The organism is Paracoccus sp. IB05 (genome assembly GCF_016405985.1).
Lineage (GTDB): Bacteria > Pseudomonadota > Alphaproteobacteria > Rhodobacterales > Rhodobacteraceae > Pseudogemmobacter.
The window spans coordinates 1-19,475 of record NZ_JAEFCF010000019.1 but is presented as its reverse complement, the minus strand read 5'-3'; the positions used below and the strand labels follow the sequence as shown (position 1 = coordinate 19,475).

At 61.5% G+C, this 19,475-nt stretch carries 19 protein-coding genes; 15 read left to right on the top strand and 4 right to left on the bottom strand.

Going from position 1 to position 19,475, the window contains the following annotated elements:
* Positions 1 to 75: 75 nt before the first annotated feature.
* The 3 genes from JC607_RS13405 to JC607_RS13395 form a co-directional block, all read right to left on the bottom strand.
* Positions 76 to 1,491: a cytochrome P450 gene (locus tag JC607_RS13405; RefSeq protein ID WP_198837432.1), complete on the bottom strand. Its 1,416-nt coding sequence runs from the start codon at positions 1,489 to 1,491 to the stop codon at positions 76 to 78.
* Positions 1,488 to 2,708 carry a hypothetical protein gene (locus JC607_RS13400; protein WP_198837431.1) on the bottom strand — a complete coding sequence of 407 codons (1,221 nt, stop codon included), beginning with the start codon at positions 2,706 to 2,708 and terminating at the stop codon, positions 1,488 to 1,490. Before JC607_RS13400 ends, JC607_RS13405 begins: the two co-directional genes overlap by 4 nt.
* A 69-nt stretch (positions 2,709 to 2,777) precedes the next feature.
* Positions 2,778 to 3,533 (bottom strand): cytochrome c biogenesis CcdA family protein, encoded by a 756-nt coding sequence (locus JC607_RS13395; protein WP_198837430.1) that lies wholly within the window; start codon positions 3,531 to 3,533, stop codon positions 2,778 to 2,780.
* Positions 3,534 to 3,635: 102 nt separating this feature from the next.
* On the opposite strand from JC607_RS13395, the gene JC607_RS13390 reads away from it, so the two are divergent.
* Together JC607_RS13390 and JC607_RS13385 are read left to right on the top strand one after the other, a co-directional pair.
* Positions 3,636 to 3,902, top strand: a complete 267-nt coding sequence (locus tag JC607_RS13390) for a sulfurtransferase TusA family protein (RefSeq protein WP_198837429.1) — start codon at positions 3,636 to 3,638, stop codon at positions 3,900 to 3,902.
* Between the two features lie 1,355 nt (positions 3,903 to 5,257).
* Entirely contained in the window at positions 5,258 to 5,548 is a 291-nt protein-coding gene (locus tag JC607_RS13385) for a GNAT family N-acetyltransferase (RefSeq protein WP_198837428.1), read from the top strand.
* Positions 5,549 to 5,579: 31 nt separating this feature from the next.
* Here the strand turns inward: JC607_RS13385 and JC607_RS13380 are convergent, their stop codons facing one another.
* On the bottom strand, positions 5,580 to 6,458 hold the full coding sequence (locus JC607_RS13380; RefSeq protein ID WP_198837427.1) for a lytic transglycosylase domain-containing protein: 879 nt from the start codon (positions 6,456 to 6,458) through the stop codon (positions 5,580 to 5,582).
* 372 nt (positions 6,459 to 6,830) lie between these two features.
* On the opposite strand from JC607_RS13380, the gene JC607_RS13375 reads away from it, so the two are divergent.
* The 13 genes from JC607_RS13375 to JC607_RS13315 all read left to right on the top strand — a co-directional run bounded on the left by JC607_RS13375 (position 6,831) and on the right by JC607_RS13315 (position 19,396).
* A complete protein-coding gene (locus JC607_RS13375; protein WP_198837426.1) occupies positions 6,831 to 7,034 on the top strand; it encodes a Flp family type IVb pilin in 204 nt (67 codons plus the stop codon).
* A gap of 470 nt (positions 7,035 to 7,504) precedes the next feature.
* Positions 7,505 to 7,717, top strand: a complete 213-nt coding sequence (locus JC607_RS13370; protein ID WP_198837425.1) for a hypothetical protein — start codon at positions 7,505 to 7,507, stop codon at positions 7,715 to 7,717.
* A 78-nt stretch (positions 7,718 to 7,795) separates the two neighbouring features.
* Entirely contained in the window at positions 7,796 to 8,629 is an 834-nt protein-coding gene (gene cpaB, locus JC607_RS13365) for a Flp pilus assembly protein CpaB (protein ID WP_198837424.1), read from the top strand.
* Positions 8,630 to 8,856: 227 nt separating this feature from the next.
* Complete coding sequence (locus JC607_RS13360; RefSeq protein ID WP_198837423.1) at positions 8,857 to 10,263, top strand: type II and III secretion system protein family protein; 1,407 nt, start codon at positions 8,857 to 8,859, stop codon at positions 10,261 to 10,263.
* Between the two features lie 4 nt (positions 10,264 to 10,267).
* Complete coding sequence (locus JC607_RS13355; protein ID WP_198837422.1) at positions 10,268 to 10,924, top strand: OmpA family protein; 657 nt, start codon at positions 10,268 to 10,270, stop codon at positions 10,922 to 10,924.
* Positions 10,925 to 11,166: 242 nt separating this feature from the next.
* On the top strand, positions 11,167 to 12,498 hold the full coding sequence (locus JC607_RS13350; RefSeq protein ID WP_198837421.1) for a pilus assembly protein CpaE: 1,332 nt from the start codon (positions 11,167 to 11,169) through the stop codon (positions 12,496 to 12,498).
* 23 nt (positions 12,499 to 12,521) lie between these two features.
* Positions 12,522 to 13,970: a CpaF family protein gene (locus JC607_RS13345; protein WP_198837420.1), complete on the top strand. Its 1,449-nt coding sequence runs from the start codon at positions 12,522 to 12,524 to the stop codon at positions 13,968 to 13,970.
* Between the two features lie 9 nt (positions 13,971 to 13,979).
* Positions 13,980 to 14,948, top strand: coding sequence for a type II secretion system F family protein (locus tag JC607_RS13340; protein ID WP_198837419.1), 969 nt, complete (start codon positions 13,980 to 13,982; stop codon positions 14,946 to 14,948).
* Positions 14,949 to 14,957: 9 nt separating this feature from the next.
* Complete coding sequence (locus tag JC607_RS13335) at positions 14,958 to 15,941, top strand: type II secretion system F family protein (RefSeq protein WP_198837418.1); 984 nt, start codon at positions 14,958 to 14,960, stop codon at positions 15,939 to 15,941.
* Between the two features lie 22 nt (positions 15,942 to 15,963).
* Complete coding sequence (locus tag JC607_RS13330) at positions 15,964 to 16,524, top strand: tetratricopeptide repeat protein (protein ID WP_198837417.1); 561 nt, start codon at positions 15,964 to 15,966, stop codon at positions 16,522 to 16,524.
* 61 nt (positions 16,525 to 16,585) lie between these two features.
* On the top strand, positions 16,586 to 17,443 hold the full coding sequence (locus JC607_RS13325) for a lipopolysaccharide assembly protein LapB (protein WP_198837416.1): 858 nt from the start codon (positions 16,586 to 16,588) through the stop codon (positions 17,441 to 17,443).
* Between the two features lie 3 nt (positions 17,444 to 17,446).
* A complete protein-coding gene (locus JC607_RS13320; protein WP_198837415.1) occupies positions 17,447 to 17,944 on the top strand; it encodes a prepilin peptidase in 498 nt (165 codons plus the stop codon).
* 120 nt (positions 17,945 to 18,064) lie between these two features.
* Complete coding sequence (locus JC607_RS13315; RefSeq protein WP_198837414.1) at positions 18,065 to 19,396, top strand: ATPase; 1,332 nt, start codon at positions 18,065 to 18,067, stop codon at positions 19,394 to 19,396.
* The last annotated feature ends 79 nt before the right edge of the window (positions 19,397 to 19,475 follow it).

Below are 19,475 nucleotides of genomic sequence, written 5' to 3'. Positions count from 1 at the left end.
CCGGGATATTTTGAGACAGAAAATGTGATCAGTCGGTCTGATCTTTCGCAGCGGCGCTCTTTTCGGGCGCCTTTTTTATGCGCGGGGGGTGACGCGGAGGCGGATGCCGTTTTCGGCACGCACGGTGAGATGGGCGACCGGGACCGGGTCGGCGCCCTCGATCCGGTCAAAGCGGAAGCGTTGAACCAGCATCGCGAGGAGGAGGACGCCTTCGACCATGGCGAAGCCGGCGCCGGTGCAGACGCGGGGGCCTGCGGAAAACGGCATATAGGCCTCGCGCGCCGACTGGCGGCCGGAATCTGTTTGCCAGCGGGCGGGGCGGAAGGCGTCGGGGTCTTCCCACAGCCGCTCATGGCGCTGGATATGCCAGGGCGACAGCACGATCTGGGCGCCCGGTTTGACCTTACGGTCGCGGAATGTCTCGGGGCGCGTGTTCTGCCGCACCATCATCGGCACCGGCGGATAGAGGCGCAGCGCCTCGCGAAAGACATCGCGGGTGTAGCGCAGCCGGGTCACGGCGCTGAAATCGGGGGCAGCGCCGAGCGCGGCGACTTCGGCCGCGACGCGCGCCTGCACATCGGGGCTGAGCGCGAGCAGATAGAGCGACCAGCCAAGTGCCGAGGCGCTGGTCTCATGGCCGGCAAGGAAGAAGATCGCGACCTGGTCGACCATTTCAGCCGGCGTGAAGCGCTGGCCGGTCACGGGATCGGCGGTGGTCATGATCTTGGTTGCGAGATCATCGGGCGCGGTGCCTGCGGTGATTTCAGCCGCCCGTGCATCTGTCAGCCGGGTGATCAGGTCGCGGATCATCTTTGCCGAGGCCCTGGTGCGCCCCCGATGCAGGCGCGGGAACCAGCGGGGCAGCGGCAGGAAGGCCGCCAAGTTCAGGATCGGCTGCGTGCGCTGATAGGCGCGGAACTCAAAGAAGACCCGGGCCGCGATCTCATGCTCGATCGGGATCGAAAACAGCGTGCGGAAGATCACATCCGCCGCCGCATGGGACATCTCCTCTTCGACCTCGACCTCGGTTCCGATGCCGCCCTGGGTCAGGCTCTGCATCCGGGCAACCGCCGCCTGCCCCGCCGCCACCATAGCGGGGAAGGTGTCGCGCAGCCGCCCGCCCTCGAAGGCCGGGTCGATGATGCGGCGCTGGTATTTCCAGGTCTCGCCATTGGTGACAAAGACGGAATTGCCCAGAAGGGGTTCCAGCCCCGCCCGGATCCGGTTCGATTTCGGGAAATCTTCGGGGCGGTCCTTCAGCACCAGATCGACAAGCTTCGGGTCATTGCAGAGATAGGAGCGGAAGAAGGGCGTGCGGAACTCGGCCATCCAGGCCCGGTACAGCCGTGCAGGCTGGGCCGAGAGGATGTCGCGCCGAAAGAGCCGCAGATAGGTGAGCAGCGAAACCCGGTCGGCGCGCGCCGCGGGTTTCGGGGGGACGGGCGCACCGGATGCCGCCGCAAAGGGGCAGGATTTGGGATCTTCGCTCACGCCACGTTCCTATAGCGGTTGACGGTGGCTTCAATGCGGCTTTTCGACGGGTGACGGGTTTTGAAACGCGCGCCCAGCGTCTGCGGCCCGGCAGTCACGCGGAAATAGTCATAGTCGCCGGGGCTGCCCGTCAGATTGTCGAAGGCGCAAAGATACTGGAAATGCAGCCGGAACCAGCGCCGCCTCAATGCGCGCCAGCGCGCCGGGCTCAGCGTCTGTGTGAAGGCGGCGGAAATCACCAGCGGCCAGCGCTTGCCCCCGGGCGGCGTGACCGAGACTGAAACAGGGTCGCAGAGCGCAAAAGCACAGCCGTCGCCGGGCGCGGTCACGTCGATCCAGGCGATCTCGTCGCGGGTGGAGAGCCAGGCCAGATCGGCGCGCAGGCGGGTGGCGGCTGGCAGGAAGGACACCATCGGCACCACATGGCCGAGCGACAGGAAAGACAGAACCGGGCGTGGCGCGGGAAGGGCCGCGCGCAATAGATCGGCAAGGATCGAGACGCCGAGATGCGCGCCCGAGGAATGGCCGATCACCAGCACCTCGTCGTAATCTCCGGACAGCGCGGCCCGGATCTGCCTGCCGAAATCCCCCATCCGCGCTTCCAGTTCAGGCGGGTTGGCGCCCTTATACTGCGCGGAATAGGCATAATCATGCATCAGATACCAGGCAAAGACCTTATTGTCCTTCTTTCGGAACCAATAAAGCACGCCCCAGAGGATGGCGCCCGCGACCGGAAGGCCCGGCGCCCAATGCAAGAGATGCGCCACCAGCGCAAAACCGGCCCAGGCCAGCCCCAAAGCAATGCCCAGCTGCACAAGCAGGAAGACAATCGGGTAGAGCGCGGCGATCATCGGGCCTTTCCTGAGCCGCATCAGCCGGAACAGCGCCCCCGATCCGATATAGGCCCAGGCGGTGCGGAAAAGCTGCAGATAGGTCGCCGGGATCGTCTCGGACATCGAGCCTTTGACGATATCTGACCAGACCAGCACCTCCATATCGGTCTCGACCGCGCGCCCTTCGATCCTGGCCTCGACGCGCCAGCCATAGGGGCCGGCCGCTTTTTTCGGCTTCAGGCTCAGATCATAGCCCGAAAGCCGCGCCTGTTCCGTGCCTTCCTTGCGGTAGAGCTCGCGGTAGCGGCGCGGATGAAACGGGTCATAGCCCGGAAGGTAGAATACCTTCCGGCGGAAAATATCGCCCTGTCGCTGATCCGCCATGCCCACCTCCGGCGCCCCATTTCCGGCACCGGCCCCAGTCTGCCAGAGAATTCGGGCAGGATTAAGGGGTCAGCCGGGCACCGGCAGGCCGAGCGTCTCGAAAATATTCAGGAGCCACCAGCTGAAATCGGTAAAGGCCCCGGTCACCATCATCGTGCCGACGATCAGCAGCAGGCCGCCCATCGCGCGCTCGATCCATTTCATATGGCGTTTGAGGCGGTTCATCACCCCCATGGCCCGCTCGATGAAAAGGGCCGAGATCAGGAACGGCAGCCCCAGCCCCACCGCATAGACGCCCAGAAGGAACGTCCCGCGCGAGACCGAGCCCTCCTGTGCCGCAAGCGACAGGATGGTGCCAAGCTGCGGCCCGATGCAGGGGGTCCAGCCCGCCGCGAAGGCCAGCCCGAGAAGGAAGGCGCCAAAGGCAGATCCGCCCTGATCGCCCGCATCCAGCCGCGCCTCGCGATCAAGGATCGGGATGCGGATGATGCCGGTGAAATGCAGGCCGAAAATGAAGATCACGACCCCTGCGACCCGGGCGAACATCACCTGGTTTTGCAGGAAGAAGGCACCAAAGGCCGACATGGTGAAGCCGAGCAGCAGGAAGATCACCGAAAGGCCCAGCACGAAGAACAAAGCCGGGACGAGGATGCGGCGCCTGGCCCTTCCCTCTTTCATCTCACCGACGGAAATCCCGCCCATATAGGCCAGATAGGGCGGCACGACCGGAAGCACGCAGGGCGAGAGGAAGGACAAAACCCCCGCGATCAGCGCGACGAAACTGGCCGGGGCAAGCCCGGCATCGAAGAGATCAATTCCAAACATGGTCAAACTCATAGCCATAGCCGGCGGGCACGTCATCCGCTCTGTGCTCACATTGACGGCATTCCTCTGTCACATTCTGTCGCAGCCCGCTATCACGGCCATATGAGTGCAGAATACGACCAGGACCTCGATTGCGAGGGGCTGTTATGCCCCCTCCCCGTGCTGAAAGCGCGCAAGCGTCTGCTGGCGATGGAACCCGGCGAGGTTTTGCGGGTGCGCACCACGGACCGCATGGCGGTGATCGATCTGCCGCATTTCTGCGCCGGTGCCGGGCATGACTATCTTGAGGCGCAGACTGGCGCCGCTGTGACCTGCCATCTGATCCGGCGCGGCGCGAACCGCATTGCGGCACAGGCGCCACAAAACTGAGCCGCCAGGTCTGTGATTCCGTTACCGAATGGCTGGACAGGTTGGGATTGAGAAAAAATCTCCGCCGGAATGATGCCAGGGGAACCGCAGACACGCGGCAGCCGGCGCCGGGGCCGGCCTGATCGGTATCCGGCGCCTTATGCAGGCTGTTCCGGTCTGAGCAGGGCTCAGACGTCCCACCACAGGCGCAGCTTTGCGTCTGGAGAGGCTTTTCCGGCGACCACTCGCGCGAAATAAAGATCCGGGGCCGCTATGCACGCAAGCACGGAAAATCACCCACAGACGGATCATGGATTGTGAGTTTTGTCACATGGGGGAATCGCGGGAGCGCTTCGCCCGGAGCCGCAATGCCTTACGGATTTTGGGCCGGTGGTTGTTCCCCGACAGGATGCAGATACGGGCTCACGATGGATCCCGGGCCCAGACATCGCATGGAGAACACCCTTTTTTGGACGGGCTGACCTCCTCAGCGTACCGCTTCAGGACCTCACCGAGGGATTGCGCACTGGCAATCTCATCCTGATGGAGAACAGAATATTCCTGGTGGCTTGCCCAAACCTGTTCCTCGCGCTTCGTCGCGAAAACACCGCTCTTCCGAACGCCTTGGCGGAATATTTCCGCCCGCCATTTATTTCGGTACTTTCTGATCGAAGCCATGATTACGCACAGGGCGTGATTTGTGCGGGATTGGATGCATCATTTTGCCAGTCTCAGGCAATCAAATCTCAGGCAATCAAAAAATCGAAAGGTGGCCGCATACCCCTTGAATTTAAAGAAAAAGGCGCCCTGAGGCGCAGGATTAAAATGATGTGTGGTGCGGACGACGGGTCTCGAACCCGTAATTCCTTTCGGAAGGCAGATTTTCATCCCACTTCGGCTTTCGCCGCCGCCGGTTTCCCGGCGTTCGTGGGCTGGACTGTCCCTTTGCCATGGCCGCCAGGTCGCCCGCAAAGGGCTCTCCAACGGCTACAGGCACCACCCGTCCAGTCTCTACACCTTCCCCGGCATAGTCGCGCCGGGGCTTGGCTCGGGATTGGCATAGGGCCCTGCCTCACGGCCTGCCCCCTTAGCTTTCCCCGAATTTGAGCGGTTCTGCACCGCAGGTTTCCCCACGGGCACTCCAATTGTCAAAGTCTGCTGCGTTTACCAGTTTCGCCACGTCCGCCCGGGCCCAAACGGGGCCGGTCGCGCCTCAATACACGGGCGGGCGCGATTCGACAGCCCCGCTGTTATCCCGACCGTCACGGCATCCCCGATCGCCCGCAAAATCTCCGCGCCGCAGATTGACAGCGCGCGCCGCCATACCTTTATCTGCCTGAGATCTGGACACGAGACCCAACAGGAAGCACAGCGCTATGGCCGATTTCACCATCAAGAAAGAGCTCTCCGGCCAGGGCGGTCGATTTGTCATCTATAAGGATGGCGATGTGGCAGAGCTGACCTTTACCCGCCGCGCGCCCGACCTCATATCTGCCGATCATACCGGTGTGCCGGATGCCTTTCGCGGCACTGGCGCCGGCAAGGCCCTGGTCGAGGCGCTGATCGCCGATGCGAAGGCGAACACCTACCGCATCATGCCGCTTTGCAGCTTTGTTGACGCACAGCGCCGCCGGCATCCGGAATGGGCCGATCTCTTCGTCGTCTGAACCTCAGCGCCCGGTCCTCAGCGCCCGTCCCTCAGCCCCCCGTCGCCGACAAAACGCGGAAAACGCAAGGATCGGTGACCAGTTCCGGCGGGGTCTGGCAGAGGCCCTGCGCCACCTGCCAGGCCGCGAGCACCTTGGGCACATAGTCGCGGGTCTCGGCATAGGGCGGCACGCCGCCATTCTTGCGCACCGCCCCCTCGCCCGCATTATAGGCCGCCAGCGCCATCAGCGGATCATTGTTGAATTCATCGAGCAGCCAGTCGAGATAGGCGACACCGCCCTTGATGTTCTGCGCCGGATCGGTGGAATCGGTGACGCCAAAGCGCGTGGCGGTCGCGGGGATCAGCTGCATCAGCCCCACCGCCCCCGCAGAAGAGACCGCATCCTTGCGCCCGGCGCTTTCGATCCCCATCACCGCCAGCACCAGCGCGGGTGAGACATCGGTCCCGACCGTCGCGATCAGGATGTCGCGGCCATAGGTTTCGGCAATGGTCTGCATCGACTGCATCCGGGGCGCCTTCACCGAGGCCCCCCCCGGCCCCTTGGTCAGGGCCGCCATCGCGTCAGGGAAACGCCCGGCAGAGCTGTTGATATCCGTCGGGATCACGTCCCAATACCAGGCGTAATTCGATTTCGGGCCGGGTCCGGGTGTGACATCGCCGTCTTTGCCCTGCTCAACCGGGGCCAGCGGGCGCTCTTCATGTTGCAAAGCCGGGTCTTTCCAGGCGGTCGCCGCCAGGCGGCGCGCCTGTTCCACCGGGTCGATCTGCACCGTGATCCGCTTGCCGGGCAATGAGTCGCCGACCTTCACCCTCCGGAAGGTGAAATCTTCCTGCTCGGCGCGCCCGGTCCCGGGAATCGCCAGCAAAACCAGAACCACCGCCAGGGTGCCTGAGACTCGACGCGTCATTTCGGATGCCTGCTCTTCTTATTTTTCCGGGAGAATCGCAGAGATCACTGTTCTGGCAAAGCGGAAAAGCAGGTGAAAAAAGGCAAATCTGCCCCAATTGATCGAAATGCAACGCAGTTTCCCGGCGGAAATTGATCCAATTCGACGGAACCAGAAGTTTAAAGATCACAAAAAACATCACGTTAATGCGAAATTAACCAGGTCCCTGAGGTTGCTGCGAAAATGCCCTCTCCTCATCCAAAAGCTGCCACGATCCGGGGGCTATATGCACTCATCCCGAACGGAAGAGACGGACCGGAACAGAGGCCGACCGACAGACACCGTGGCGGAGATGAACAGATAACCTGAGCACCTTTTGAAAGGGACAGACCAATGAACGCTATGAATTTCATCAAAGACGAAGACGGCGCAGTCACCGTTGACTGGGTTGTGCTGACCGCTGCTATCGTCGGTCTCGGCCTGCTCGTGATGAGCGCCATCCGTCCGGCCATCTCGGGCCTCGGCGCACAGATCGCGACCGAAGTTACCGAAACCGGCACCTGGCTGTCGACCCAGGGCGCTGACCTGCGTCAGTGATCTGACCCTTTGGGTGTGATCATCTGATCACGGAAATACGACCGCGCCTCCAACCGGGGCGCGGTCGAATTACGTTAGCCGCCAGACCTGCGAGGATCAGACTGACCGGGGCGGGGGCTGACGCAAAGTCCGGCTTCCTCAGATCATCCGGAATGATACAGGCCGTATCCCCCCTGTCCGCAAGGCAAGAGGTAAGGGTCTGGGTCCGGATCAAACGGAGCGTATATCTGCCACAGCGGATAAGGGCGCAGTATCCGGAGCTTGCCGCTTCCTCCCGCGGTTCGGCCTGCGAAAACTCACCCCCCGACCGCGCTGCAATCCGTTCCATTCCCTGCTTTCACGGCCCTGCACACCCCCATCCGGACCAGGCTTTCCCTTGGTATTTCCCTGATTTTGCCGCATTCGGGCACCATAATTCTTACTCAAAGCGGCCAGGAAATCGGGCCGTCAGCCAACTCGGGAGACGTATCTTGCGCAGGGCAGTTTCTGGCTTCGTCGATAATGAAAACGGCGCAATAACCGTAGACTGGGTTGTTCTGACAGCGGCGGTCGTCGGATTGAATATGGTCATTCTTTTCGCACCCGCGCGCGAAGGCCTGGTCAATCTGATGGTCACCATCGGGGAAACGATGGGCATCGTCGGCGATGTCATGCAGGACTCCAGTAATCTCGAGAACGGGTGAGACCGGTCGCCCGGCCCCCATGGCGACGCTGATCCCGGGCCGGGACCCTGCCCGTCACGTACAGTATGAGAGGTAATTATGAGAGCTATCTTTGGTCTCGTCCTTATTGTCGGGGTCGCCCTTGCGGGCTTCGCCGTCTACATGGCGCAGGGCTATATTCAGAATAACGAGATCAGGATGAATGCGGCCCTGGAGCGCGAGCGTCAGACCGGCAAACTGGTTCAGGTCTTCGCGCTGAAAAAGCCGGTGAAATATGGCGACGGCATCCTGAAAGACAATGTCCAGCTGGTCTGGGTCCAGGAAAAGCTCATGCCGCCGGCGGCCTATACCGATGGCGATGTCCTTTTCCCGCCTGACGCCAGCAAACCGCGTTTCGCAATGCGCTCGATGGAAACCAACGAGATTCTGCTGAGCACGCGCCTGACCGAACCGGGCCAGGTCGCCGGGCTCGCGGGCAAGCTTGAGCCGGGAATGAGCGCCTTCCAGGTGCGCGTAAGCTCCGCCTCCGGTGTGGCCGGCTTTGTGATGCCCGAAGATCTGATCGACATCTACTGGACCGGCGCCAGCGGATCGGGTGAAATCACCCAGCTTATCGAAAGCGCCATGCGCGTGATCGCGGTGGATTCCGCCACCGATCAGTCCGAAGCCCGCTCGGGCACGGCCAGAACCATCACGGTCGCGGTCTCGCGTGAACAGGTCGCCCGTCTGGCACAGGCACAGGCCTCCGGACGTCTGACGATGTCAGTGGTCAGCGGACCCGCCGCCTCAGATGCCGCAAAGGTGGAAATCAACCGCGATCAGCTTCTGGGCATTGAGGCTCAGCAGGTCGTCGAAACCGCACAGCCTTGCTACCGCACCACCCGCAAGGGCACCGAAGTTGTCAGGGAAGAGATCGCCTGCGCGACCAACTGAACAGAGAACCGGGTAAAGGCCGCGCAGAAGCGCTGCCTTTACCATACCGCATCTGGGGGATACGTCACAGCCGTGTACCTGGAACTGCCTCTCTGTTGCAGGTTATCCACATAAGAAAAACGCTCCAAGAGTTTGATTATTGCAAAAAAATCCATCTTCCGGCACTTTAGGACGATGTAAGGGCGCAAAGACCCACATAACGAGGCGTGATCGAAAGGGCAGATCACATGAGCATGAAGACCAAAGTTGCGGCCGGTATTTTCGGCCTTGCAGTCGCGGTGTCGGTCGTTCCGGTTTCCGCTGAAGTGTTGCGTGTGATGTCAGGTCAGGCATCAGGCGCGTTGAATGTACCGATGAACCGCGCGGTCGTTGTCGAAAGTGATGTTCCCTTCTCGGAGCTCTCGATTGCCAATCCGGGAATCGCCGATATCTCGACGATCTCCGACCGTACAATCTATGTTCTTGGCAAAGCACCCGGGCGCACCACGCTCACCCTGCTGTCGGCGGAGGGCAAGCTCATCTCGAATGTGGATGTGCATGTCACCCCAGATATCGCCGAATTCAAAGAGCGCCTGGCGCAAATCCTGCCAAACGAGAAAATCGAGGTGCGGACCGCCAATGACGGGATCGTGCTCTCGGGCACTATCAGCTCGACCGCACGGCTTGACCGCGCGCTGGATCTGGCCAGGCGTTATGCGCCGGACCGGGTCTCGAATCTGATGGTCGTCGGCGGCACGCAGCAGGTCATGCTGAAAGTACGCTTCGCCGAGATGCAGCGGTCGGTTTCGAAGGGGCTTTCGGCCTCGATCCGGGCAGGCGGCAGTTCAGGGAACTGGAGCGGCGGCATCCTTGGCGGACCGAACAATACCGCGAACAACATACCCGGCGGAAGCTTCACCAGTGCGGCCCAGGGCGCACTTGGCCTTGGCTTCTCCTCGGGCCCCTACCAGCTTGGTATCTTGCTTGAGGCGCTGGAATCGAAGGGCATGGTCCGCACGCTGGCGGAACCGAACCTGACGGCGCTATCGGGCCAGGAAGCCCGTTTCCTCGCCGGTGGCGAATATCCGATCCCGGTCATGCAGAATGGCGGCGGAACCGGCGGCAATTCGATCACCGTCGAATACAAACCCTTTGGTGTCGAGCTGAACTTCACCCCCTATGTGGTGGATGGCGACATCATCAACCTGCAGATCAACGCGGCTGTCAGCTCGATCGACACCACGGTTTCGGTTCCGACCGGTGCAGGCAGCCAGATCAACGGCTTCAAACGCCGCGAGACCACGACCACGGTCGAAATGCGCGACGGCGAAAGCTTTGCCATCGCGGGTCTCTTGCAGGATGACTTCCGCAACTCGGCCAGCCAGGTTCCATGGATCGGCGATGTTCCGATCCTTGGCGCCCTGTTCCGTTCGACGGATTTCATGCGAAACCAGTCGGAACTGGTGATTATCGTCACGCCGCATCTTGTGTCGCCGGTGAGAGGCGAGGCACTTGCCCTGCCGACCGACCGTGTCCGTATCCCGACCGAGAGCGAAATGTTCCTCTACGGCGATATGGCCAAGCCCGCCAGGGGCGCCGCCGGCGAAGTTGCCCGTCAGGACTTCTCGTCCTCCTACGGCTATGTGATGGAGTGAGCAGATGCGCATGACCCCCTCCACGTTCCTCGCCTCAGTCTGCGTGTTGTCGCTGGCCGCCTGTGGCGCCAGCGCCAACCGCGAGCTTGGCGCCCAGGTCGATAACGGCAATTTCGGCAATTCGACCATGCATAATTCGCTGATCCAGACCGGTCAGATGGATTATACCATTGCCCTGGCACAGCGCTTTGCCGCTGAAGTCCCTGATACCGTGACCTTCGCCTTCAACTCGGCCCAGCTGACACCGGAAGCGACGGCAATCCTTGACAGGCAGGCGAATTTCATCCGCCAGTTCCCCGAAGTGCGCTTTAAGGTCTTTGGTCATACCGACCTCGTCGGCAGCCAAGGCTACAATAAAACGCTCGGACAGCAGCGCGCCAATGCGGTCGTGGCCTATCTCGTCTCGCGCGGCGTGTCGAAATCACGCCTCCAGGCCGTGGTCAGCTTTGGCAAAACGCGCCCGCTGATCCAGACCAATGCGCCGGAAGAACGCAACCGCCGCACAGTCACCGAGGTATCGGGCTTTGTGAAATCGAACCCGATGGTGCTGAACGGCAAATATGCCGAGATCGTCTGGCGCACCTATTCGCGGGAATCGCCGGTGCGCGATCATGGCGGCACGACCGGCACCGTTTCGGAAGTTGCAGGTTCCGACAACTGAGGCCGGTTCTTCTCAGGATTGCAAAGGCCGGGCTTATGCCCGGCCTTTTGCCTTTGCAGACCGCGAATGACCAAAGATTGACGCTATTTCGGCCCCAATCTCGCCCAACTCGCCAGCCAAATTGCTGCAATGAGAACGGTGTGCGGCCAATTCCGCGCGCGGCGTCTTTGGGGCTTTCTGCGTCTGGCCAAAACCTGGCCCGAGATTCCCCCGTGACGCAGGGCAGAAAAACGTGAGGCGAGATGACGAGCGTGGCAACAATCCAGCCAGATCCTGCACCGATTGCGGCGTGCACTGTTTCGCGCGATGTGCAGAACTTCGAGATGCTCATCGATGAGATGGAGCGGGAAATGGGCGAAGCCTGGGGCGACCTGAGCTTCGATGATGCACTGGTCTTTCTGGACCAGCCTGAAGCGTCCGAACTGGAATTCATTGCGATTGCGCTGGATGCCGATGACGAAGGGGATCTCTCGCTGATCTCCGGCGTGATCCGGGCGGCGCGGGCCACCAGGACCCATGTCATCCTCGTCGCGAACCAGCTCAGCCCGACCGGACTGCATCAGCTGATGCGTCTCGGCGCCGATGACTTTGTCCCCTACCCGCTTCCCGATGGCGCGCTTCATGATGCGATCAGCCGCCTTCGCGCGGCTGCCACCGCCGAAGCCGCCGCCACAGCAAATGCCGCCGCAGCACAGGCAGCCACCGCCCGTGCAGCCCCCCCTGCCGCAACCGGAAATGCGCTTGTTCTGGTGGAGGATGCGGGCACCGCGCCCGCCTTCCGCGCCAATGGCAGTCGCAATGGCCTCGTGCTGCCGATCCATGGCATGGCCGGGGGCTCGGGGTCGTCCACCTTCGCGGCGAACCTCGCCTGGGAGCTGGCCAATGCCGATAAGCTGAACCCGCCGCGCGTCTGCCTGATGGATCTCGATTTTCAGTATGGCTCGATCGCGACCTATCTCGACCTGCCGCGCAAGGATGCGATCTTCGAGATCCTCACCGATCCGGGCCAGGTCGACAGCGATCTGCTGATCAAGTCGATGCAGACCTTTAATGACAGGCTTTGCGTCTTCACCGCACCTGCCGAAATGCTGCCGCTGGATATCATCTCGGGCGAGGATCTCGGCCGGCTGATCGATATGGCGGTGGCGAATTTCGATTTCGTGCTGATCGACATGCCGAAAACGGTTGTGACCTGGACCGAAGCCGTGCTGTCGCGCGCCCATATCTATTTCGCGCTGCTCGATCTCGATCTGCGATCGGCGCAGAACGTCCTGCGCTTTGTGCGCGCGCTGAAGGCCGAGGCGCTGCCGCATGAGAAACTGCGCTATGTGCTGAACAAGGCGCCGAAATTTACCGATCTTTCCGCCAAGGCGCGGGTCAAGCGGATGTCGGAAAGCCTTGATATCCAGATCGAGGTTCAGCTTCCCGATGGCGGGGCTGCAGTGACGCAGGCCAATGACCACGGCCTGCCGCTGGCCGAAAGCTCTGCCAAGAACCCGCTGCGCAAGGAACTGCAAAAGCTCGCGAAATCGCTGTTCGAGCTCAGCAGGGTCCAGGCCAGCGCCCGGTCGTAATTTTTTCCCAAAGGCACGCAGTCATGTTCAGCCGTTTCAAAAAAGATGCTGCCCCGGGTAAGGCCGCCGCGCCTGCCGGTCCGGCGGACAGGGCGCCCGCCGCAGCCACCGCCGCCGGCACCGTCAAGGTGACGCGCCCGACCTCGATGATGGGCGGACGAGCCTCGCCGGCCGAGGCCGCACAGGTCGATAAAGAGGCCAAACGCCGCAACCGGATGATGGAACTCAAGCTTGAGATCCACAAACGCCTCCTGGAAAACCTGAACCTCTCGGCGCTGGAACATGCCTCCGAGCAAAGCCTGAAATCAGAGATCTCGACCCAGACCTCCGAGGCGCTGGATGAGCTTTCCGTCGCGCTGAACACCAGTGACCGCGCCATCCTGGTGCAGGAGCTTTATGACGAGGTCATGGGGCTTGGTCCGCTGGAGCCTCTGCTGAAGGACGAGACCGTCAACGATATTCTCGTGAACGGCCCCTTCCGCGTTTTCGTCGAACGCGGTGGCAAGCTGGAACTGTCGGACATCACCTTCCGGGATGAACGCCATCTGATGCGGATCATCGACAAGATCGTGTCCGCCGTGGGCCGGCGCGTCGATGAATCGAACCCCTATTGCGATGCCCGACTGCTGGATGGATCGCGGTTCAACTGTATGGTGCCGCCGGTTGCGGTGGACGGCTCGCTGGTTTCCATCCGGAAATTCAAGAAAGAAAAGCTGAAGATCGAAGACCTCGTGCGCTTCGGCGCCTTTACCGAGGAAATGGCTGCCTATCTCCAGGCCGCCGTCTCAACGCGGCTGAACATCATCGTCTCAGGGGGCACCGGCTCGGGGAAAACCACCACGCTGAACGCGCTGTCCTCATTCATCGACAATACCGAACGCGTGCTGACCATCGAGGATACGGCGGAACTTCAGCTTCAGCAGGTCCATGTCGGCCGGATGGAAAGCCGCCCCGCCAACGTCGAGGGCAAGGGCGCTGTGACGCAGCGCGACTGTCTGAGGAACGCGCTTCGGATGCGGCCTGACCGGATCATCGTGGGGGAAACCCGCGGCGAAGAGGTCATCGACATGCTCCAGGCGATGAACACGGGCCATGACGGATCCATGACCACGATCCACGCCAATAACCCGCGTGACGGCATCTCGCGTCTGGAAAACATGGTCGCCATGGCCGGGATCGAGATGCCGCTGAAAGCCGTGCGCAGCCAGATCGCCTCGGCGGTGAACGTGATCGTCCAGGCCTCGCGTCTGCAGGACGGCTCGCGCCGCATGACCTCGATCACCGAAATCACCGGCATGGAGGGCGAAGTGCTCTCGATGCAGGAGATCTTCCGGTTTGAACGCCTCGGCGTCGAGCCATCGGGCAAGATCATCGGCCGTTTCAACGCCACCGGCATCCGTTCGGCCCATTCGGATCGGTTCCGATCCTGGGGCTTCGATCTGCCCGCATCCATCTACGAACCCATCGCGTAAGGCCAGGCCATGACCATTTCGATTGCGCCCCTCATCTATGTAATGATCTTCGTTGCCGTCCTTGTGCTGGTCGAGGGGATCTACCTCACGGTCTTCGGCAAATCGATCAAGCTGAACAGCCGCATCTCGCGCCGGCTGACGCTGCTTGAGAAGAACGGCAACCGCGAAGAGGTGCTCGCCCAGCTCCGCAAGGAGATGAACCAGCACCTGAACTCGAGGAATATCCCGCTTTACTCGATCCTTGCCAAAAAGGCGCAGCGCGCGAATATCGCTTTCTCGCCGGTGCAGCTGATCGGGCTGATGGGGGCGCTTGGGGTTGTGGCCTTCCTGCTGCTGACCATCGGCACCTCGGCCGAATTCGGGGTCCGGATCCTTGCCGCCATCGGGATGGGCGTGGGGGGCATCTATGTCTGGGTCAATGGCAAGGCCAAAAAGCGGATGAACCTGATGGAAGAGCAGCTTCCGGATGCCATCGACCTGATGGTGCGGTCTCTGCGCGTCGGTCACCCGTTCTCGGCGGCGGTCAATATCGTCTCGAAAGAGGTCCCCGACCCGCTCGGCACCGAATTCGGGGTGATCGCTGACGAGGCCGCTTACGGTGCGGATATGTCCGAAAGCCTGAAGAACTTTGCCGAACGGATGGACAGCCAGGATTTGCGCTTCCTTGCCGTCGCGGTGACCATCCAGCAACAATCGGGCGGCAACCTGGCCGAGATCCTCGACGGGCTGTCGAAAGTGGTGCGGGCGCGGTTCAAACTGTTCCGCAAGGTGCGCGCCATCACCGCCGAGGCGAAATGGTCGGGCATGTTCCTCTCGGCCTTCCCGATCCTCGCGCTGATCATGATCAACGTGATCCAGCCGAACTATTATGACGGCGTGATGGGAACCCCGGTTTTCGTTCCCGCGGCGCTGGTGGTCTGCGCTTTCCTCATCATCAACGTGATCTTCATGAAGATCATGGTCAACATCAAGGTCTGAGGCACGATCATGTTCGACTCCATCAACTCTGTGCTGACGGGACTGCTCGGGCCGCTGGGGCCGCTGATCGCAATCGCCGGGCTCGGGATCGTGCTGGTGCTCATCGCCCTGCCGACGATGATGAAAAAGCAGCGCGACCGTTACGCCGAACTTGGTGTCCAGGCGGGCATCCGGGACGCGGCTGCCGACGCTGGCAAATCAAGCCGCCTGCGCCGCATGAGCGCGGGTGACCGGCTTGAGAAATACGCCCATCTGCTGGAGCCGCAAAAGGCCGAAGAACTCTCTGCGCTGCGGCTGAAACTGATGCGCGCGGGCTATCCCGACAAAGGCGCGGTGCGCCTGTTCCATGCCGCCAAAATGGTGCTGGGCCTTGTTGGCCTGGTGCTGGCTGTGATCTTCGCGCTGACCAATTCGACCGATGAGACCTCGACCACCACCTTGCTGATATATGGCGCGCTGCCCGGGGTTCTTGGATATTACCTGCCGGTCTACTGGGTCGAAAAGCGGGTCGGCAAGCGCCAGACCGAGATCATCCAGGGCTTTCCCGATGCGCTGGACATGATGCTGGTCTGCGTCGAGGCCGGTCAGTCGCTTGACCAGTCGATCATCCGCGTTGGCCGCGAAAGCCGCGCCGGCTACCCTGCCCTCGCCGATGAATTCGACCTGGTGGCCCAGGAGGTCAAGGCCGGCAAGGAACGCACCCAGGTGTTGCGTGATATGTCGGACCGGGTCGGCATCCCGGATGTCGCCTCTTTCGTGACCACATTGGTGCAATCGGCAACCTTCGGGACGCCCGTCGCCGAAGCCCTGCGTGTCTATTCTGCCGATATGCGGGACAAGCGTGTGATGCGGGCCGAAGAAAAGGCAAATATGCTGCCCACGAAGCTCACGCTGGGAACTATGATGTTCACAGTTCCGCCGCTGCTGATTATCCTGATCGGGCCTTCGGTCTGGGGTATCGTGACCATGCTGGGGCAAATGGGCGGCAAGTGAGATCGGGATTGAGCGTGTTGGTTTGAGATTTTCGGTCACTGTTTTGCTGATCACGACCCTGCTGGCCGCCTGTGGAAATACGGGCGGCCCTGCTGCGTCGCGAAATACGCCTTTCGGGGTGAATCCAAAAGGCACGGCGGTAGACGGGTTGATTGTCGGGCATCGCCTGATGGCGGCGGGCGAGCCGGAGCTGGCGCTGAAAGCCTATTACCGCGCCGCCGCCGAAGACGGGATCAGCGTCGATACGCTCTCCGCCATCGGCTCGGCCAATCTGGCGCTTGGCCGGCTCGGCCAGGCCGAACAGGTGCTGCGCAATGCGCTGAAACAGGATGAGACCTTTGTCCCTGCCCTGAACAACCTTGGCGTCGTGCTGATGGAGCGCGGCAAGCTCGGCGAAGCGCGGCTTGTCTTCCAGCAGGCCTATGCGCTGGACAGTGGCCAATCGGACTCGATACGCGACAATCTGAAACTCGCTATCGCCCGGACAGAAAACAGGGTGTATGATGACGCCAGTGAGGAAAAGGGCGAATTCCAGCTCGTGCGCCGCGAGAAGGGGCAATATGTCCTTCTGACAGAGCTCTGAGGCGTCGGGCAAAGGCTGGAACCAGGCCTGAATTGGGCAGTAAAAGATAAAAGGACGCAAAATGCGCCACCTGGTTTTTGTGACACTGTGCCTCGGCGGCGCAGTTCTTCTTGCCGGATGCCAGAAGAATTCCGACGCGCAGGTTCAGCGCGCGCTCAAAGACGTTAATGTCATTGATGAATCGAACCTCAACGACATCATGCTCACGGTCGGCGACCCCAATGAGGCCGTGGCCTATTTCCAGGGCGCCCTGCAAAAGGATCCGGGCCGGATCGATCTGATGCGCGGTCTTGGCAAATCGCTGGTGCGCGCCGGCAAGCCGATGGAAGCCGCCCAGGTGCTGGAACGGATCGTCACCATGGAAGGCAATAATCCCGAAGACAAGGTGATGCTGGCCGATGCGCAGATCCGCGCCAATGAATGGGCCAGGGCCAAGGCGACGCTTGCGACCATTCCGCCCACCCATGAGACCTTTGACCGCTACCGGCTGGAGGCCATGGTCGCCGACAGCGACAAGAACTGGAAAAAGGCCGACAGTTTCTATGAAATCGCGGCCGGTCTGACCACGAAACCCTCGGGCATCTACAATAACTGGGGCTTCTCGAAACTGACCCGCAAGGATTTTGGCGGTGCCGAGCGCTTGTTCAGCCAGGCGCTGATCTATGATCCGACCATGTTCACCGCCAAAAACAACCTCGTCATGTCGCGCGCCGCACAGCGCAAATACGACCTGCCGGTGATCGAGATGACCCAGACCGAACGGGCCGAGCTGCTCTATACCATGGCGCTGGCCGCGATCAAACAAGGCGATGTCTCGGTCGGCAAGGGTCTCTTGCAGCAGGCTGTCGACACCCATCCGCAACATTTCGAGGCCGCAGCCCGCAGCCTTGCCGCCCTCGACAACAATGTGACCAACTGAGCCATGACAACACCGACCATCACTCAGGCCCTGTGGTTCCTGCCCTTCTGCCTGCCGATTGCGCTTTGGGTCTCTTACACCGACCTGAAATATATGAAGATCCGCAACAATGCCTGCCTTGCGATGATCGCGGCCTATGCGGTGGTCGGCTGGCCGGCGCTTGGGCTGCACAGCTGGCTCTGGGGCTGGGCGATCATGGCCATCGTGCTGGTCTTCGGCTTTTTCGGCAATGCGGTCGGCCTTTTCGGCGCCGGGGATGCCAAATTCGGCGCCGCAATGGCCGGAGTGTTTTCCGGCGGCGACCCCTGGCTGATCGCGATGCTCTATGCGGGCTGCTCGATCGCCGCCCTTCTGGGCCAGCGCATCGCGCGGATGATCCCCCTGGTGCGGCGCGCCTCGCCCGACTGGGTCAGCTGGTCCTCGAAGAAATTCCCGATGGGGCTCGCGCTGGCGCTGATGCTGATTTTGTATCTTCTCGCCGCCTTCCTGCCCAAAGGCTGACATTATTCCCTGCAAACTGCTGCGATAACGGGCCGCTCTCTCCGGGGCGGCCCTTTGCTTTTCCGGCAGTGCCAAAGGCGCAGACCGGCTGTGGGACAGAGACAGACAGGGGCGCGGAAGATGAATGTGCAGCTGACCAATCCAGATGGCGTCACCTCCGGCGTCCAGGCACCGCCTTCGCCGCGTTCGCTGGCCGATACCGGCATTGGCATCGTCATGCTGCGCGACATCCTGCTGAAGACCATGTTCCGCACCAATCTTGATCTCTGTTCCAGGATCAGTCAGGCGATCTCGCTGCCGGTGCCGCTGACCCAGGAGCTGATCGATCTGGCCCGCAGCCAGCGCCTTCTGGAGGCGACCGGCACCATGCATGCCAATGCCGGCAATGAGATGGGCTATCAGCTGACCGATGCCGGCAAGGCACGCGCGCTGGATGCGCTGGCCCAGTCGGAATATTATGGCGCGGTGCCGGTGCCGCTGGATCAATATGGCGAACAGATCAAACGTCAGTCGATCCGCAATATCTCGCTCAACCGTGACCAGCTGATGGCCGGTATGGGCGGGCTGATCCTGCCCCCGGACCTGATCGGCAATTTAGGCCCGGCCGTGACTTCGGGCCGCTCGATCCTGATGTATGGCCCGCCCGGCAATGGCAAATCCTCGATCTCGCACGGAATCCGCAAGGCGATTGGCGACAAGGTCTATGTGCCGCGTGCGATTGAATATTCCGGCCAGGTGATCTCGGTCTATGACCCGATCGTCCATGCCGCAGCCGAGGCCGCGGTCGACGACCCGAACAGCCTGCGCCGCACCTCGAACCGTTTCGACAACCGCTATGTCTATTGCGAGCGGCCTTCGGTGATCACCGGGGGTGAGCTGTCGCTTGATATGCTCGACCTCGCCTATAACCCGGTGTCGCGCACCTATCAGGCGCCGTTGCAGCTGAAGGCGACCGGCGGCATTTTCATCATCGACGACCTTGGCCGCCAGGCCGAGCCCCCGCAAAAGATCGTCAACCGCTGGATCGTGCCGCTGGAGGAAAGCCGCGATATCCTCGCGTTGCAATCGGGCGAGAAATTCACCGTGCCCTTCGACACGCTGGTGATCTTCTCGACCAACTTCCACCCCAACCAGATCTTCGACGGCGCGGCGCTGCGCCGGATCTTCTTCAAGATCATCATCAATGGCCCGAGCCAGGAGATGTTCCTGAAGATCTTCGCGATGGTCGCACGCAAAAAGAAAATGCCGCTGGATGAAAAAGCGCTGATGTATCTCCTGAAGGTCAAATATCCGACCATCGACATGAATTTCGCAAATTATCAGCCGACCTTCCTGATCGATCAGATGATCTCGATATGTCAGTTCGAAGGCATCCCGAACCAGATGACCCCCGAGCTGATCGACCGCGCCTGGGGCAATATGTTCGTGGCCCAGGCCGATTTCGCACATTGATCAACAGGGTCTGTATGAGCTTCTTGCTCTGCTCCCCTGGTCTGGACCGCCGCGAGCTTGAGTTTCGCGGCTCGGGTCA